This is a genomic window from Neobacillus jeddahensis (genome assembly GCF_000612625.1).
GTDB lineage: Bacteria > Bacillota > Bacilli > Bacillales > Cytobacillaceae > Neobacillus > Neobacillus jeddahensis.
The window spans coordinates 76,262-95,011 of record NZ_CCAS010000003.1 but is presented as its reverse complement, the minus strand read 5'-3'; the positions used below and the strand labels follow the sequence as shown (position 1 = coordinate 95,011).

Genomic DNA, 18,750 nt, shown 5'->3' with positions numbered 1-18,750 from the left:
GCAATTTCCTTACGACAGCCCTTCTTTTTATACGTCCCAAATCTTCAGATATGCTTGTCTCCAGGCCACCCACACGACTGCTAAAAGCAGAATGAAATAACTCATCACTCCATATGGAATAAGCGTAGCGGCAAAGTGGATTCCAGCAAAAATACCAATAAAAAAGAAAGCTAGGATCATCTTCACTCCTCCACTTTGCTGGGCATCCTCGAAGGATTCCGAAAATGGGAGTGTTCCTTTTAAATAGTTAGAACAAATGACAGTGTATAAAATAGCTGTAACGAAGACCACCAAAACATCATCAATGACCTTCACTCCGAAGATACCAATAAAAACCGCACCTAAAATAACATAAACAGGTAAGAAAAGATTGATGATAAACACTTTTAGCGCAGCGCTCGTTAGCGGCGCCAGACTTTCAAGTGGAGTCGTTTTAAAAACCCATGCCCCTTTGTATTTACCTGAGAATTTCAGCATGACCACAGCATTTGGAATCATCATAGTGGAAAAATAGATGGCTAAATACCATTTACTCGCTGCCAAATGTTCAAATGAATTCTGCTGAATTTCGTTAAACATAAAGATAAATGGAAAAACGAGTGATAGACCTAACGAAGGATACACCTTTAAGCGAAACTCTCGTTCGTTACGCATCATATGATCGGCAAAACGAAAAAACACCCGTTCCTCGCGATTACGACTAAGCCTACTGATCAGCCAGGTCTTCCACTTTCGTTCGATTCGTCTACTGGTTCCACTTTCGTTTGACAATTTTTGAAGATTCCGTTCAAAAGTAGGCATCATCCTAACATAGATGAAGATGGCAATAATCGGAATGACCAAGGCTAGCAGGGAAAAAATCACCAGGTACATACTTGTATGCTGTCGTAAGAGTAGCTCAAATGGAGCTCCAAACCAAATCGGAGGCAGGAAAAATTGCCACCAGCTTGGCGAAAAGGTGATATTTAGATCAACAATATTAAAGGCCCTCGCCAATAATTGATAGCCCACTGCAATCGTAATGGACAAGCCAATTTGCACGTAATTTATGATATCCTTCAGTTTTTCCCCATCGAAGAATCGCAAAATAAAGTAGTAAATAATCGCTGTCAAAACGACAATAAATAAATCAACGAGAATCAGCCCAACTAACGCGAGCAGGAAAAATAACAAGCCATTCTTATAGGTTCCCACGATAATGGGAAGAGCCGTTAGTGCTACTGTCAAAAAGAATAAATAGATGCAAATATGAATCGTTTTGGCGACATTTAAGGTCTTTTTATCAACGGGCTTCGTCAAGAGGATTCCTTTATCCCTTACATCAAGCAGGACATTTGAAAAATCAGAAATCATTGAGGTCATGACAAGAAACATGACGACCCCATAAAAGATACTCATTTGGTAAAACAGACTATTTCCCAGCAGTACAAATGGAATAAGTATTATACTAAATAATCCATATATCCCTAAAGATTTAATAAAACCATTTTCTTCTGCTTTCTTCTTTTTCTTGGCCTGCTGTTGATTAAAGATCGTCGGGGTTCTCCGCCCATCCATCGTAAATTTAACCGCTAAGATTTTTCTCATAATGGGATAATTGATCCCGAAACGTTCAAACAGTCCGCGAAATAAATCAAGAAATTTAAGAGATTGAAAGTTTTTCATCACTTAATCCCCTTGAACGATGGACACAAATTCCTCTGCCAGTCCCTTGTATTCATTAAAACCGGTCAGTTGATTAAAGATCTGTTCCAGAGTCCCTTCCTTATTTTGCTCCTTCAATTCATTAAAGCTGCCATCGGCGACAATGCTCCCATCTTTTATGAGGATGATGCGGTTGCTGATTTTTTCAACGACATCCATGATATGTGATGAATAAAAAATCGTTTTCCCTTGGGAGGCCAGTATCGCTAAAATTTCCTTAAAGACCATCACACTATTGGCATCCAAGCCGCTTAATGGCTCATCTAAAAATAATAGATCAGGATTATGTAATAAACTAGAGATAATCAGGACCTTTTGCCGCATCCCTTTTGAGTAGGAGGAGATTCGGGAATGATAGACATTCTCCAACCCAAACACTCTCATTAGCTTCTCAGCCTTTTCATTTACCGTTTCGACATCCATTCCATATAACTCACCGATAAATGTTAAATATTCCTGCGCGGTAAGATTATCATACAGCTCCGCTATTTCCGGAACATAGCCAATTTTTCTTTTATATTCCATGTTCTTCTCGGATACTTTCTCTCCAAAGATTTCCACCTTCCCGTAATAGTCACTTTCAAGCCCGAGCATAATTTTTATAGTCGTACTTTTTCCAGCCCCGTTAGGACCAATATAACCAATAATTTGTCCTCGATAGACTGTTAGATTAATCCCTTTGAGAACTTGTTTGACCCCATAATGCATTTCTAAGTCTTTAATAGCTACAATTACTTCGTCGATGGTCTCCACCTTCTATCATTGTGATAGTTTTATATTAACATATTTTCCTTTTATTTCTATAAAAAGCATAAAGAAAACTCGCTGATTGGCGAGCCCTAAGGCGAAGACAGAGGCGTAGTTGAACTTATGCCTGATTGGAAAGTTATGCTTCCCAATCGGCTAAACAGAAATGGCTGGCACCTAGCCAGCCACTTTTTCACTATTTCCTTATCGTAAAAATTGAAGGTATGCCTTAATCATAAAATAGCTGACTTCATCAGGGAGAAGCTCCTTGAGTGGTTTTAAGCGTTCAGCGCCGGCTTCCACTACTGCCGATTCTAGCAACGGAAGATAGGCAGCTGGGATTAATTCAGAAAACTGAACATCCATTCCCTGCTGCGCGCAAAGGAGTAAATGGTCTTCCACCGTTTTCATCGTCAGCTCTCGCCTTTCTGCAATTTCACGGAGTGTGAGATTGTCCTTATAGAGAGTATACGTCTCTAAATGGGAATCCCGGACCGCCTTTTTAGGGGATTTTTTTACTTCCTCCTCTTCTTGCACCTCATTTTGATAATCAGGATTCGCTTCTAAAAAGGCACGGATCGCTTGAATAAAATCCAACCCATACTTTTGCAGCTTATGCTCCCCGACTCCGCTGACCGTTAAAAACTCCTCATTTGTTTTCGGCAGTTTGGCACACATATCCTTGATGGCAGCATCAGAAAAAATCACAAACGGCGGCACGTTTGCAGCTTCCGCAATTCTTTTCCGGACTGCCCGTAACTCTTCAAAAAGTGGATCATTTTTCGAAACTTGTTTTACTGTAGCAGCTTCTCTGCGGTACACCTGCTGCTTTCCTACCAGGATATCTTTTCCCTTCGTAGATACATAGATCGTCGGAAATTGTCCTTGTTCAATCGCAATTAAATCCTGTGAAATTAAAAACTCTATAAATTCACTTACCTCTTTTGCAGCATAATTTTTCATTATGCCGTAGGTAGGAAGCTTTTCAAAGCCCATATCCGTTACTTTTTTATTTTTTGATCCGGTTAACACTTGGGCGGTTAGATTTTTGCCAAATCGCTGTCCCATCCGAATCACGCAAGACATCACCATTTGCGCTTCCTTTGTCACATCCACACTTGTCCTTGAGTCTAAGCAATTTCCGCATCTTCCGCACTTTTCAGTTTCTGTTTCACCAAAATACCTTAAGATAAATTCTTGCAGACAGTCCTCGGTATGACAGTAATCCGCCATCTGTTGGAGCTTTTCGAGCTCTTGGGTATTCCGGTTTCGATCCGTTGATTGATCAATTAGAAAACGCTGAACTTGCACATCTTGTGGGGAATAAAGAAGGATACATTCACTCGCTAATCCATCCCGTCCTGCACGACCCGCTTCCTGATAATAGCTCTCCATATTTTTCGGCATTTGAAAATGGAGCACATAGCGGATGTTTGACTTATCAATCCCCATCCCGAAGGCAGAGGTAGCCACCATAACAGCGGCTTTGTCTTCTAAAAATCTCTCTTGCTCCCGAGCCCGCTCAGCATCACCCATGCCTGCATGGTACCGGGCAACATTGACATTTCCTTTGCGAAGCCGTTCATAAAGCTGATCAACATTTTTCCTTGTGGCCGCGTAAATAATGCCCGCTTCCTGTTCATTTTTTTTAAGATATTCCAAGAGAAACTTTTGACGGTCTTGGCCTTTTATAACTGAAAAAGATAGATTTTCGCGCTCAAATCCAGTAATTACACTGTTTTCCTGATCAATTTGCAAAGAATGGCATATATCCTCCCGAACCTTTGGGGTGGCGGTAGCTGTTAGCGCCACAACAATTGGTTGCTGCGGCAGGCTGTTCACCATTTGTTTAATATGGCGGTAGCTTGGACGAAAGTCATGACCCCATTGTGAAATACAGTGGGCTTCATCCACTGCGACTAATGGAATATCCATGTCCTTAAGTTCTTCAATAAATTCATAGGATTCCAATCTCTCCGGCGCGATATATAAAAGCTTATATTCCCCGTGCTTTGCTCCATAAATCCGCTTATTCGCTTCGCTAAAGCTGATCGAGCTATTTATAAAGGTGGCTGGGATTCCTACTTGATTGAGGGCATCTACTTGATCCTTCATTAAAGAAATAAGTGGGGAAATAACAATCGTGGTCCCAGGAAGGACGAGGGCAGGAATTTGATAACAAATAGATTTACCTCCACCCGTTGGCATGACACAGATCGTATTGTTACCGGATAATACTGAACGGATGACCTGTTCTTGACCGTTGCGGAAGGAGTTGTAACCAAAATAATTTTCTAGTAATGGGAGGGCTTTTTCAAACAAGATCGTTTCTCCTTTCAATTTGGAATTCTTATTCAGCTGTCTATTGATTCCAAGTCATTCTTGCTTCTATTATACCGCTTGGGCTTGTAATTTTAAAAAAATGTTATAAATCTAAGCAAAAAAACATTGGATTTATTCTCCAATGTTCTTTTGGCAATTAGGACGCTCCAAGAATTGTTCATATCAAAATAGAATTGATTACTTCTTCTTGATGTTCCCCCTTTTTAGGAGGAGGTGCGATTGCCCTTTGCTCGATGTCGCTATGCATTTTGACTTGATAATCGCCCCAGGCTGAAGCAAAAATGAGCTCCTTTTCTTTAAAATAAGGGTTTTCACTCAGTTCCCCTATCTCAAGAACAGGGGCCAGACAGCAATCTACTCTTTGCGCAAACTCGATCCACTCATAAAAGGTTTTACTTTTAAACAAGGCAGTAATTTCCTGATAAACTAGATTGGACTGATTCGTTTGGGTAAACTGAGCCCGGACCCAGTCCTCACGACCGTTTGTCACACAAAAGTTAGCCCAAAACTTCAGCTCTAGTGCCCCTATGCTCATATACCGCCCATCAAGAGTTTCGTATAACGCATAGGAAATGACACTGCCATTCAGTACATTAATCCCGGTTGCCTCTCCCGTTTCCTTTTCGACCATCACATGGTTACCGAGCAATGACACAAGCTGGTCCGTAATAGAGATAGAATGATAGCTTCCCTTTCCCGTCAACATTTTGGAAACTAACCCGGCCAAAATTCGCTCATTTGCTGCGAACCCACCTAAATAATCGGCTATGGTGATCGATGGGTGAACAGGCCTTCCCTGTTGATCTTTAAATTGGGCCAAGACTCCACTTAACGCCATATAATTAAGGTCATGGTTTCCCAGCTTGCTCAAAAGCCCCTTTTGTCCATAGCCGGAAATGGAACAGTAGACCATTTCCGGCTTCACCTTTTTCACAGTCTCATATCCTAACCCTAGCTTTTCCATTACTCCTGGTCGAAAGCTTTCAACCACAACATCGGCATTAGCGATCAATTTTAGTGCCGTTTCTACTCCAGTCTTTTCCTTCAGATTGAGAGTAATACTTTTCTTCTGGCGATTATTTGCAAGAAAGACAAGGCCCATTCCTTGTTGGGATAATACTGTATTTCTCGCAGGATCTCCCTCTGGGGGCTCCACCTTAATGATTTCAGCCCCCAATTCTGCTAACCGTAACGTCGCAAACGGACCGGGAAGATAGTTTGTGAAGTCAATGATTCGAATCCCTGTTAACATAAGCAAAATCCTTCCTTACGAATGACTCGAACCTGGGGCAAAAAGCTCCTCCAGTTGTTTCCTTAGCACAAATTTCTGGATTTTCCCACTAGCATTACGCGGTAAAGCCTCACAGAAAACATATTTACGCGGCCGTTTGTAATTGGCCAGCTGATCGCTATTTTTACAGTAATCGTCCAGCTCTTGTTCGGTTACATTTGGGTCCTTCTTCACTACGAAGGCGGTAACCGTCTCCCCCCAGCGATCGTCAGGCTGACCGACAATGGCGACATCTAACACCCCCGCGTGCGCATGTAACACATCTTCCACCTCGCGCGGATAAATATTTTCCCCACCGCTGATGATCATATCATCGACACGATCATTGACAAAAAGATAGCCTTCGTCATCGAGATAGCCAATATCACCGGAATGGTACCAGCCTTTATACATCGCATTTTCGGTTGCCTCGTCACGGTTGAAATAGCCAATCATCATACATGGACCTTGCACAATAATTTCACCGGTTTCTCCCACCGGTACAATATCGTCGGGATCCGATGGTCCATCCTCTCTCGTCCGAACGACTCGAATATCATGACTTAGCGCAGCTTGCCCAGCCGAGCCTGCTTTTCGCAGCTGATCAAACTCAGATAAGAAGGAAATCGCAGGACCCATTTCGGTCATTCCATATGCTTGAACAAGTGAGACTCCCATCTGGTCATGGAGGGCACGGACAAGCGCAGGCGCCATTGGAGCTGCACCATATAAACCAAGCTTAAGGCTAGAAATATCGTATTGACTTAAATCCTCTTGAAGGAGCATATTCCACATCGTTGGGGCTGCAAATAATTTTGTGATTTTTTCCTGTTCAAATAATTGAAGTATGGTCTTGGGATGGAATTGGTGAAGAATGACATTTCTCGCCCCTACATGCACCCTTGGGATAAAGGCACAGTGAAGCTCTGCACAATGAAACATCGGTGCTGTTACAAGACCTACATCGCTGGCATCCAGTTTGGTTGAAGCAATGCAAAGGACACTTTGGTCTACCATATTTCGATGGCTATGCATAACTCCCTTTGGTCTTCCAGTTGTCCCACTTGTATAGATGAAGGCGTAGATGTCGTTTTCATTCACCACTGCCTGAACAACATCAGGGGAAGATGCAGCCAGTTTCTCTTGATAATAGGAAGCATATTCCGGTTTGTCCTCATCAATAAACCAGAACGACATGCTGTCAAAGCGATCTTCAATCGCTGAAATGACTGATTCTAGAGCTTTTTCAAAAAGAACGACCTTGGGAGAGGCATCGGATAAAATATACGCCACCTCTTCTGGCATAAGGCGAAAATTGATTGGGTTAAAAATAGCGCCAATTTTGGCACAGGCAAACAGAGCCGTTCCCAGCTCTTCCGTATTGAACATGAAGGTAGACACTCGATCACCTTTTTGCACGCCTTCCTTTATCAGAGCATTGGCAAGCCTATTCACTTGTTCATTCCACTCTTTATAGGTGTAGCGGACATTTTTCCTAACATCATAAATGGCTTCTTTGTTCGGGAATCTCTTTACCGTTAAGTCAAAGATTTTTCCAATCGTTGTACCCATTCCATCGCCTCCATTAATTTTTTGAGTAACAGGCAATCAGTGGTTGCTGATTGCCTATGTTTTTCCTTAATCTAAGCGCTCAATAATCGTTGCATTGGCCATACCATGACCTTCACACATCGTTTGTAATCCATATCTTCCGCCAGTGCGTTCTAGCTCATGCATCATCGTCACCATTAACCGGGCACCGCTCCCACCTAATGGATGTCCAAGTGCAATCGCACCACCATTCGGATTTAACTTTACAGGATCCGCACCTGTTTCTTTTAACCAAGCAAGCGGCACTGGTGCAAAGGCTTCGTTCACTTCGAAGACGTCGATATCTTCAATGGAAAGTCCTGATTTTTCTAAAGCTTTTTGAGTAGCAGGAATCGGTCCAGTCAGCATTAAGGTTGGATCTGAGCCTACGACCACACGGGTATGGACACGGAATCGCGGTTTCAAGCCAAGCTCTTCTGCCTTATCACGTGACATGAGTAATAATGCGGCAGCACCGTCACTAATCTGGCTAGCATTTCCGGCATGAATGACCCCATCTTCTTTAAAAGAAGTGCGAAGCCCTGCCAAAGCTTCGAGTGAGGTTCCTTTTCTCGGGCCAGAATCTTCCTTCACAACAGTAGTGGTTCCGTCTGGAAGTGTTACCTCAAGTGGAAAAATTTCTCTAGCAAAATATCCTTCTGCCTGCGCCTTTAACGCCTTTTGGTGACTCTCGAGTGAGAATTGATCCAACTGCTCACGAGTAAAACCATAGTTTTCGGCTATCCGCTCAGCCGACAGCCCTTGATGGATCATTTCGTACTTAGAGTGTAATTTAGGACTGAAAGGTTCTTCCACCCCATTGTAGTTCGTCCCCATCGGAACCCGAGACATACTTTCCACCCCACCGGCAATGACGACATCCATGTCACCAGCAAGGATCGCCTGTGCCGCAAAATGAACGGCCTGTTGACTCGAACCACATTGCCGGTCAATCGTTGTTCCGGGAACTTCAATGGGAAATCCAGCAATTAACGCCGCCACTCGGGCAATATCCCCTGCCTGTTCCCCGGCTTGGGTCACACAACCTAAGATCACATCCTCGACAATCGCAGGATCAATTCCAGCACGGTTGACTAACTCTTTTAGAGTTAACCCGGCCAAGTCATCCGGACGGATATCCTTTAACACGCTATTTCTCCGGCCAACTGGGGTACGAACCCCCTCAACAATCACAACTTCACACATATTTTTCATCCTCACAATCCTAAATTTTTTGCAATAATGGTTTTCATAATTTCATTTGTACCAGCATAAATACTGGAAACCGGAATATCTCGGAAGCGTCTCGCAATCTCGTATTCTTCCATATAGCCATAGCCCCCATGAAGCTGCATACATTCCGTGGCGATGCGCTTGGCGATATCGGTTAATTTCCATTTGGCCATTGAGACCTTTGTCACCACATTTTTCCCTTCAATATGTTCTGCAATTAACTGGTCTAAAAAGGCCCTGCCCATTTCAATGTCCGTTGCCATTTCTACCAGTTTAAACTGAGTATTTTGGAATTGACTGACGGGCTTGCCAAAGGCTTCCCGACTTTTTACATAATCCATCGTCATCTTCAGCATCACTTCCGATGCCGTTTGCGCCCCAATCGCCACAAGGAGTCGTTCCTGTTGGAGTTTCTCCATTAAATACAAGAACCCTTTCCCTTCTTCTCCCAATAAGTTCTCCTTCGGGACACGGCAGTCCTCAAAAATTAATTCGGCTGTATCCTGGGAATGTAAGCCCACTTTGTTCAGCTTTCTGCCCCGCGTGAATCCCTGCGTATCTCGCTCAATCACAAGGAGACTGACCCCCTTATGTTTCGGGACTGCCTGCAAATTTGTCTTTACCGCCACAACAATCAAATCAGATTGAATCCCGTTTGTGATGAAGGTTTTTTGGCCATTTACGATATAATGATCGCCCTCCAGCTTTGCCGTTGTCTTAATGTTAGCCAAGTCGGAACCCGTACCAGGCTCTGTCATCGCAATGGCAGTAATGATATCACCGGTCACACATTTCGGCAGCCAACGCTGCTTTTGCTCCTCGGTGCCGTACGCGGTAATGTAGGGAACGACGATATCATTATGGAGGCCGATCCCAATTAAGCCTGAGCCCACACGTTCTAGCTCTTCATTAATGACAACAGCAAACCCCCAATCTACTTCACTTCCACCGTATTTCTCATCAATATCAGGACAGAGAAAGCCCTGCTCACCCATCTTCTTCCAAAAGGAACGAGGAATCATCCTGTCCTCCTCCCATTGATCATAAAAGGGGTAGGCTTCTTTTTCTAAAAACTTTCGTAGTGACTGACGGAACATTTCATGGTCCTCATTTAAGTAGAGATGCTTCATTTTCAAAAACCTCACTTTCTTTATGCTAACGCTTACATTTTTGAACTTACTTTCCTCATTTTCTGACGCAGTTGATATTTTAATATTTTGCCAGAGGCGTTTCTTGGGAGCTCCTGCTCCATAAATATTCTACGTGGCACTTTATAGCCTGCTAGCTTTTGGCGGCAAAAGTTGCGTAACTCTTGCTCATCAATCTCTGCCCCTTCCTTCGGCACAATTACAGCACAGACGGCTTCGCCCCAAACCTCATCAGGTAAACCAATAATAGCGGCGTCAAGGATTGCTGGATGTTCGAATAAAACCCCTTCCACCTCGACAGAATAAACATTTTCCCCTCCGGAGATAATCATATCCTTTTTCCGGTCGACCAAGGTGATATAGCCTTCTTCGTCCAACGTGGCCAGATCGCCTGTATAGAGCCATCCATCCTTCAAGGTACTCCTTGTCTCCTCTGGCTTTTTATAATATTCCTTCATCACCATCGGACTGCGAACAATAAATTCCCCAATCACCCCTGGCAGGACATCTTCACCTTCTTCATTGACAACCCTTGTTTCTGTCATGAAAATCGGTTTGCCCCCTTTGCCAAGATGACGCCTATGTCCTTCCGGATCAAGCAGTATTCCACCTGGCCCAGCCTCCGTTAAGCCGCATAAATTATAAAACTGATCGGTTTTAAATAATTGAATGCTCTTTTTCACTAGCTCTGGCGCCATTGGTGCTGCCCCATATCCTACTCTTTTAATTGAGGTTAAATCATACTCGCTTGCATTTGGGACTTGGAGAAGAAAGTTATACATAGCCGGTACAGCAAAGAGATGGGTGATTTTATGTTCTTGAATCGCTTGAAGTGTTTTCACTGGATGAAAGTCACGATGGATAATATGAGTGGCCGCTAAGGCAACACCGGAAATCAGAAACAGGTTTAACTGGGCTGAGTGAAAGAGAGGCGCAAGATGGAGGATGCGCTCATGGGGTCTAATCCCCATATTGATCACGACGGAAATCCCCACTTTAAAAATTTGGTCGTGGTCAAAGAGTGCTCCCTTTGGTCTCCCTGTTGTACCAGAGGTGTACAGAATTTCGACATCATCCTTTTCAGTTACCTCAACATCTGGTTCTTTACTATTCGCTGTTTTGATTGTTTCATATGCATAAAACGCTTCCGTTTCAGGTTCACCGACTGTGATCACTAAGCGGACATCGGTTTCTTCTTTTGCCTCCGTAATGGTTGCTTCAAATTCTTTATCACAGACGACAATCGCCGTATCCGATTGCGCTAGAATATAGTGAACCTCCGAAGCCGTTAACCGAAAATTCACAGGAACAGCCACCGCACCGATTTTAGCAGCCGCAAAAAAGGTAAACACATAATGATCAGAGTTTTTCATCATCAAGGCAAGCTTGTCGCCTTTTTTAACCCCATATTGCAGCAGGCCATGTGCCAGCTGGTTTACTTCTTCATTAAATTGGCGATACGTATAACTTCTCCCTTCGCATTCGATTGCAAGGAGCTCAGGGAACTTGCTGGCACTCTGAGACAAGAGACTACCGATATTCATTTGGGTTCCTCCTTTGATATGATGGTCCACACATCATCCTGCAATTTTTGTGCCAATATTCCGAAAACCGTTCCTATAGCTGTTTTACCGTCCACCAGTTCAACTTTGTGTTTCATCCATACATTCTTATCAAATAAGTGTTCAGTAAATGGACACCTATTAAATTGGAAGATTATATTTTTTCATCTTTTCATATAATCCCGATCGACTGATCCCTAGTAATCTAGCGGCTTTCACTTTATTTCCGTCCACCTGAATAAGCGCTCGTTTAATCGTTTCGAATTCGGCAGTCTCAACCATTGTCCTATTAATAGTAGATTCCGTTCCCCTTTCCCGCTGACCTAGATAATCAGGCAAATCCTCTAGCTTGATCTTTCCATTTTCAGCAAATGTCATTGCCCGCTCCATGACATTTCGTAATTCCCTGACATTTCCTGGCCAATCATAGCAAAGCAGTACGTCTTTTGCTTGATTCTCAATTCCTGTGATACTAGTACCAAGTATTTGATTAAATTCAATCATGAACTGACTGATTAAATATTCAGTATCCATTAGCCTTTCACGAAGCGGCGGGATTTTTAGTGAAATGACGTTGAGACGGTAATATAGATCCTCTCTAAACAAGTTCTCTTGAACCATTTCTTCCAGATTTCTGTTCGTTGCCGCAATAATTCGGACATCTACCTTGATCTTAGCTGTTCCACCGACACGGTAAAATTCCCGTTCTTGAAGGACCCGCAGCAGTTTTGCCTGTAAGGAAAGCGACATGTCGCCAATTTCATCGAGGAACAGTGTTCCCCCATTTGCCAAATCAAACTTGCCCAGTTTCCCCTTCTGTTTGGCACCAGTAAAGGCTCCTTCCTCATAGCCGAAAAACTCTGATTCTAGCAGGTCTTCGGGGATAGCTGCACAGTTAACCACGACAAATTGACCAGCACTTCTTGCACTACTATTATGAATGGCGTGCGCAAACAATTCCTTCCCTGTTCCACTTTCACCGCGAATGAGCACAGTTGACCTGCCCTTCGCTGCCTTTGCACCGCTTTTTATTAATTTTTCCATAAGAGAATCTCTGCTGACAATATCCTCCCATCTAAAGCGAGCAGTCTCTGCTTTCTGATATTGTTGGTGATAGAAGTTTGCTTTGTTTTCTGCTTTTTGAAGTTGTTTGAATAATTCGCTCACCTCATTTAATTGACGGAACATCACCTTACCGATCGCCCCAATAACTTTTCCATTTTCAAGGATCGGAATTCGATGTACTAAATATTTTATTCCCTTTATTTCTAAGAAGCCGCTAACCTCCGCTGTTTCTGATTCATAAACATGTTCTAGATGTAAATGTGGCAATACCTTTTCTGCCGGTTGATCGAATACTTCTTCCAAGGAAAGATTGAATAGTTCTAGCAAGGGCGGGCTGACCATTTGGATCTTCTTCTTTTCATCCGTCATCACGATTCCATCAAAGGCGTAATCAATAGCTGTCTCTAACGTCCGCTTTAATTTCTTGATCGTTTGTAATTCTTGTGATGTTTGGAGCAAGGACATCACCATATCTGTTTTCGTTAACATGCCGACGACACGATTACTCTCATCTATGACAACACCAGTCCCAACTTTACTTTTACTTACGATTTCTTCAATTTTTTCATAAGGGGTAGTCATGATGATTGTTTCAACTTGATTTTTTATGTATAGCTTAATCGGGGTAGTAAGTGGACAAGCTGCACTGACCATTTGATAGAGGCTGCTGCGGGTAAACACCCCCACAGACTGCCGAGCTAAGTTTGTAACGGGCAAGAGGTTCCACTTCTTTTCATGCATTAGGGTAATGGCTTCATGTAGGGTCGTTTCTTCAGTGACTTGGAAATCCATTGGGGTCATAATATCTTTCAATTGGAGCATGTCGTCACTCCTCAATTTTCATATACAATAATTGTATCAAAATTACTGATTGTTTCAAAATTTTAATTTTTCACTCTATTACCTATGAAAACCATACTATGTTACTAGGACATTTTGCATATTTTGTAGAATGATTTTTATTGAAGATTCGAAAAATGAGGTATTATAATAAAATTTGTAGGAAATTACATAATAAGGAGGAATTTTTTTGAAATTTAAACGCTTACCTATTGTATTTGCCCTCATGTTACTTTTAAGTACATGCTTCTCGTCGTTAGTTTTTGCGGAAACGGATGTTAAACCAAATCTAGTATCACTAGGAGATTCGATCACATACGGTTGGAATCTTGGAGAGGACAAATCCCCTACTCAACCTATATCTGAAAAGGCATTTCCTTATTTAATTGGAAATGGAAATTATGTTGTCTCCAAAAATATTAGTGGCCCAGGATGGACATCAGAACGTTTATTAGCAGAAATACAAAAACCTGAAAATCTCGAAGTGATTAAACAGGCAGATGTGATTACACTGGATATTGGCAGCAATGATTTTTTACAAAATGATGCCATCCGAGCGATCATTGCAAATCCAACAGCACCAGTTGACCCGGGAGCTTTTGGGCAAGTGATTGCTAGTATTTCTACTAAACTATTTAATAACCTAGGTTCGATCATGGGCACAATTAAAGGTCAAAATACGGATGCACAAGTCATTATTTACAATATTTACAATCCTTTCTCGGATACTTTAGCGTCACTTTATCCCATTGGCGAACAATTTCTTCCATTAGTAAATCCAGGAATCCAAGCTGTTGCACTTCAATCACAATCGCTTTATGCGGATGCTTATTCGGCATTCAAAGGGAAGCAAGCAGAATATATAATCCCTAAAGGTGACGTCCATTCGAACGAGGCAGGACAACAGGCTCTTGCCGGCTTATCAACAGCATTACTTGCGCCAGGGGAAATTTCCCTTGATTTAACCCCATCTACGACAGAAACAACCAAAGACCCTGTTACAATCACCGTTTCTACAGATGCAGAAAAAGTTTTTGCCCTGCAATGGCTTGAAGGTGAAAAGACGATCGAGGATTTTGCAGCAGTTGGGACAGGTACCACTATCACTGACAACAAATTCCAAGTTAGCAAAAATGGAACTTATACTGTGTACCTCAGAGATAGCAAAGGCACCAAGGCTGTAAAAACCATCAAGGTTGAAAATATTAAACCAGTTGAAGCAAACCCTAATCCAGGAAACACGGAAAACAATCCAGTCCCGATTCCAACAGATTCTAGCAATAATCCAAAACCAGTGGATACCAACAGTCCAGCACCAACGACACACACACCAGCTGCTACTACAACTACAACTGCAACTTCAAACGAACTGCCAGATACCGCATCACCAATGTACAACTATTTGATGACCGGTCTTGGTCTCGTTTTTGCAGGCTTGGCCTCTATGGGAATTCAACAGGCTAGAAAAAGAAAATACCAATAGGTGAAAAAAAGGTTAGGTCCATGACATTCGGGACCTAACCTTTTTCAGAGTTAATAGTACTCCATACTTTTATAATTCAGTGCCTATTTTTGATAATTTAGCAGCCAGCCAATGCCAAACTGATCAACCACATTTGCATGAACTGCTCCCCAAAACGTATCCTGCAGTGGGGCAGTAATTTTTCCAGATTGGCTAAGTGACTCATATACTCTTTTTATTTCTTCTTCGCTATCACATTCTAAGCTGATTCGCACGTTATCCCCTTGATGTGTCTGTCCAAACGTATCTGAAAAGTGAATAATGCTGCTTCCTAGATGTAGTTCGGCGTGCAAGCACTTTCCGTCATCTGTTTTTTGAACATTAGTCATTTCGCCTCCAAACAAACCTTTGTAATACGCGATTACTTTCTCGCAATCATCTACAAATATGTATGGACTTGCAGTTTTCATTCATCATTCCTCCCAATGGTTATATCCTATTTCCCTAATTTACCATAACTGATTCTCGTCCTCAAACTCGTTTTGTCATTCCTTAAGCACTTATTTGTTTAAGACACAGTAGTTTTAGTTGTTTTCTTCCTCTATAAATTCTTGTTTTTACAGTGCTTGGGTTTAAATCAAGGATACTGGCAATTTCATGTTCTTTTAACCCATGGCTTATTTTCAGCGTGAGCACATCCCGATACTCATGTGTCAGCTTTCCGATAGCACAATGAACCTGCTCCGCCAACATTCCTGATTCCACTTCCTCCTCCACGTTTTGCTGCATTTCTTTCCCTAAGCATTCAAGCATGTCCTGCTCCATCAAAATCGCTTTCGTTTTTCTTTCTTTTCGGACAAAATCAATCGCAGTTCTGGTGGCAATGACAGATAACCAAGCGCCCACTTTCTTTGCATCTTCGATTGTGTCTACTTTATTCATCGCTTTTATAAACGTTTCCTGAACGACATCCTCTGCAAGGTGCAAATCCCTTGTGATGGAATAGCTTATATGGAAGAGCCGTTTATAAAACTCTTTATATACCTCTGAAAAATCAACCTTGTTCACCATTAGCCCCCCGTATTCGCTATTCCATTAGCTTTAGAGAAATGTTTACCTTAAACAAATCACCATCTGTTTCAATCTCCAGTCTTCCATCATGAAGGTCGACGATGGACTGGGCAATCGCTAGCCCTAACCCCGAGCCTTCCGTATGCCGTGATGTATCACCACGCTTAAACCGTTCAAATAACTCTTCACTATTTTCACTAAGTTCGTACTTTGAAATATTCTTAAAGGTAATCACTGCCTGGTCGTTCGCTGATGATATGGTAATAAAAACGCGCGAGTGCTCTAAGGAATATTTAAGTATATTTCCAATTAAGTTATCAAAAACCCGCCATAGCTTTTGTCCATCGACGAACGAGTAAACTGGCTTATCTGATTTTGTTACACGAAACTGCAGATTAGAAGCATTGATCGTATCGTCATATTCACCAAGTGCCTGCTGTAATAGCTGGACAAGATCAACTTTTTCCTTTTTCAATTCAATATTGCCACTTGCCATTTTCGATACCTCAAATAAATCATCAATCAGCACCTTCAAACGCTTTGACTTTCTATCAATAATTTCCAGATAGGCAGTTTTCTCATCTTTTGACAAACCTTCTATTTTTAACAGTTCGGTATAGGTAATGATCGAGGTGAGCGGAGTCCGTAGATCATGGCTTACATTAGTAATTAACTCCGTTTTCAGCCGTTCACTTTTTGCCTGCTCGTTTTGCGAAGTTTTTACCCCTTGCTTTAACAAATTAATATTACCAGCAAGTACTGCCAAAACCGATTTTCCTGTCAGCGGCAAATTATCTCCCAGCTTACCCGCAGCCATTGCATTCGTTTTTTCCACGATCTGGTTAAAATAGCCGATTCTATTGACCAAAATGATCAGCAATGGAATGCCAATTGCTGCTAGAAGAAGAAGATAGAGCACAACAAAAATAGGGTGGATAACAATCATCATAGCTGCTAATCCAAGGCAAAAGACACTCCCTAATAGAATAAACAATTGGGTTCCAGTACTTTGATTCAAAAAGGCCGTTGTTAAACCCACTCGGGATTTTTGTAATAATCCTCTCATTCTCTTAAAAACTTTAATAAAAAATGCTTTTTTCCATTGCTTTTTTAGATTGGGCCAATCTTTTATTTCCGACTTGATGTACACCCACTGGATCAATAAGAGTACCGATAGATATGAAGCAGCAATCAACCAGACGAGCGTCTCTACAAGGTCATACGTACTTTGGTATACGTAAATGACTTGGCTGCTGACACCAATAATGGCGGTGCACGCTCCAATAATAGCTATGATGAAAAAAATCGTCCTTATATCAATAGGTATCTTATTATAATAAGGCCGCCATTTTTCTGCGGACGCTGGAATGACCTGCGATTTTTTAAAAAACAGTAGGCATCCAATAAAAGCAAAAAGACCCGTCAAGGAGAAAAACAATAAAATCATTTGATTCTGTCGATAATTTTCATATGCATCCATAATAAAATTGCTTGACGATAGCGAAGCAGGTACGGAAACTTGTCCTTCAAATGTCCCAGCCACTGTTGGAATAAGAGAATCAACGGGCTCATCAAATTTATGAGCTCCATAGATTGCATCATCTCTTGATACGATCGTTTTGGTTACAAAAAGCGAGTCTTTTTTACTAAGATTCCCTTTTGTTGTTTCTTCTTTCAGATTAGTATAGACTTTACCTGTTTCGATATTTTTTAGATAATAACGAAAGGTTTCTTTATATCTTTGATAATCTGCTCGATACGTTTCCCTTTTTTTATAGTAATCTTCTATCTGTTTTTCTTTTTCTTTTACGACCTTTGGCTCCACATACTCATCGCTTTTAAAGTTATTTGTATGGCTCTCCATGTACTGTCACTTCTTTTGCCGTTTGATCTAATGTAAGGCCGTTAAGATCAATTACCTTCTTTACGCCTTCAAAGGTGCCAAACGTGACATACCTTCTAAGCTGTGATTTCACTCGGGCGACCAGTTCCATTGGATTGAACGGCTTTGTAACATAATCATCAGCCCCGACCTGCAGCCCTAAGATTTTATCGGTGTCTTCACTCTTTGCACTTAAAACAATGATTGGTATATTTTTCTTCTCACGAATTTTATATGTAGTAGAAATTCCATCGAGCCGAGGCATCATGATATCTAAGATGATTAAATGGACCTGCTGTTCATTTAGAATCTCCAATGCTTCAATTCCATCCTGGGCCTTTAAGACGGTGATTCCTTCATTTTTCAAATAAATTTCTATCGCATCACGGATTTCCTTCTCATCATCGACAACTAGTACAAAATATGGCTCCATTTTCACCCAACTTTCTAGCAGTTCTATCATCATCATAATAGTAAACGGAAAATCTTAACATTCCTATATGGTAAATCTTAAAATTTTCTTAAGATTAGAATGGAGTATATGGAAAATCATGAATCTTTTTATCTAAAAAAACGTAAATGTAAAAAGAAGGAAAAGAGGAGTGAAGAGAATGAGTAATAAAGGTTGTATTAAATGTGGGGGCACAGATACGGGGACAAAGGATGTAGCCATGACAGGTACTGGTTTGTCAAAGATGTTTGATCTGCAGCACAATACCTTCACGGTTGTTTTTTGCAAAAACTGTGGATACTCAGAGTTTTATAACAAGAAAACCTCAACTGCCTCCAATATCGTCGATCTATTTTTTGGAGGTTGATAAAAAAATTAAGGG

Annotated in this window: 14 protein-coding genes and 1 pseudogene; 2 read left to right on the top strand and 13 right to left on the bottom strand. The window is 41.7% G+C overall.

Annotation, left to right across the window (positions count from 1 at the left end; genetic code table 11):
• Window positions 1–27 precede the first annotated feature (27 nt).
• The 9 genes from TY15_RS02200 to TY15_RS02160 form a co-directional block, all read right to left on the bottom strand.
• Window positions 28–1,665, bottom strand: a complete 1,638-nt coding sequence (locus tag TY15_RS02200) for a hypothetical protein (protein WP_040206146.1) — start codon at window positions 1,663–1,665, stop codon at window positions 28–30.
• A gap of 3 nt (window positions 1,666–1,668) precedes the next feature.
• Window positions 1,669–2,412, bottom strand: coding sequence for an ABC transporter ATP-binding protein (locus TY15_RS02195; protein ID WP_179301781.1), 744 nt, complete (start codon window positions 2,410–2,412; stop codon window positions 1,669–1,671).
• 243 nt (window positions 2,413–2,655) lie between these two features.
• Window positions 2,656–4,773 carry a DNA helicase RecQ gene (gene recQ / locus TY15_RS02190; RefSeq protein ID WP_040206144.1) on the bottom strand — a complete coding sequence of 706 codons (2,118 nt, stop codon included), beginning with the start codon at window positions 4,771–4,773 and terminating at the stop codon, window positions 2,656–2,658.
• A 178-nt stretch (window positions 4,774–4,951) separates the two neighbouring features.
• Window positions 4,952–6,046 (bottom strand): CaiB/BaiF CoA transferase family protein, encoded by a 1,095-nt coding sequence (locus TY15_RS02185; protein WP_040206143.1) that lies wholly within the window; start codon window positions 6,044–6,046, stop codon window positions 4,952–4,954.
• A 15-nt stretch (window positions 6,047–6,061) separates the two neighbouring features.
• Window positions 6,062–7,636 carry a fatty acid--CoA ligase gene (locus TY15_RS02180; RefSeq protein WP_040206142.1) on the bottom strand — a complete coding sequence of 525 codons (1,575 nt, stop codon included), beginning with the start codon at window positions 7,634–7,636 and terminating at the stop codon, window positions 6,062–6,064.
• Window positions 7,637–7,702: 66 nt separating this feature from the next.
• Window positions 7,703–8,860: a thiolase family protein gene (locus TY15_RS02175; RefSeq protein ID WP_040206317.1), complete on the bottom strand. Its 1,158-nt coding sequence runs from the start codon at window positions 8,858–8,860 to the stop codon at window positions 7,703–7,705.
• Window positions 8,861–8,871: 11 nt separating this feature from the next.
• Window positions 8,872–10,017, bottom strand: coding sequence for an acyl-CoA dehydrogenase family protein (locus TY15_RS02170; RefSeq protein ID WP_040206141.1), 1,146 nt, complete (start codon window positions 10,015–10,017; stop codon window positions 8,872–8,874).
• Window positions 10,018–10,049: 32 nt separating this feature from the next.
• Window positions 10,050–11,579, bottom strand: coding sequence for an acyl-CoA synthetase (locus TY15_RS02165; RefSeq protein WP_040206139.1), 1,530 nt, complete (start codon window positions 11,577–11,579; stop codon window positions 10,050–10,052).
• A 159-nt stretch (window positions 11,580–11,738) separates the two neighbouring features.
• On the bottom strand, window positions 11,739–13,484 hold the full coding sequence (locus TY15_RS02160) for a sigma-54-dependent Fis family transcriptional regulator (protein WP_040206137.1): 1,746 nt from the start codon (window positions 13,482–13,484) through the stop codon (window positions 11,739–11,741).
• 208 nt (window positions 13,485–13,692) lie between these two features.
• Here TY15_RS02160 and TY15_RS02155 point away from each other — a divergent pair, with 208 nt between their 5' ends.
• The gene (locus TY15_RS02155) at window positions 13,693–14,985 is read left to right on the top strand and encodes a GDSL-type esterase/lipase family protein (protein ID WP_040206136.1); all 1,293 of its coding nucleotides are present in this window, start codon (window positions 13,693–13,695) and stop codon (window positions 14,983–14,985) included.
• Window positions 14,986–15,068: 83 nt separating this feature from the next.
• On the opposite strand, the gene TY15_RS02150 is transcribed toward TY15_RS02155, so the two are convergent.
• From TY15_RS02150 to TY15_RS02135, 4 genes and pseudogenes are all read right to left on the bottom strand, one after another.
• A complete protein-coding gene (locus TY15_RS02150; RefSeq protein WP_040206135.1) occupies window positions 15,069–15,434 on the bottom strand; it encodes a VOC family protein in 366 nt (121 codons plus the stop codon).
• Window positions 15,435–15,516: 82 nt separating this feature from the next.
• On the bottom strand, window positions 15,517–16,035 hold the full coding sequence (locus tag TY15_RS02145) for an RNA polymerase sigma factor (protein WP_040206133.1): 519 nt from the start codon (window positions 16,033–16,035) through the stop codon (window positions 15,517–15,519).
• A 16-nt stretch (window positions 16,036–16,051) separates the two neighbouring features.
• Window positions 16,052–17,899 (bottom strand): sensor histidine kinase, encoded by a 1,848-nt coding sequence (locus TY15_RS02140; protein WP_040206132.1) that lies wholly within the window; start codon window positions 17,897–17,899, stop codon window positions 16,052–16,054.
• A pseudogene (locus tag TY15_RS02135) lies at window positions 17,883–18,350 on the bottom strand (response regulator transcription factor); the annotation flags it as partial. The pseudogene TY15_RS02135 and the gene TY15_RS02140, both read right to left, overlap by 17 nt.
• A 178-nt stretch (window positions 18,351–18,528) precedes the next feature.
• Here TY15_RS02135 and TY15_RS02130 point away from each other — a divergent pair.
• A complete protein-coding gene (locus tag TY15_RS02130; protein WP_040206131.1) occupies window positions 18,529–18,735 on the top strand; it encodes a zinc ribbon domain-containing protein in 207 nt (68 codons plus the stop codon).
• Window positions 18,736–18,750: the final 15 nt, after the last annotated feature.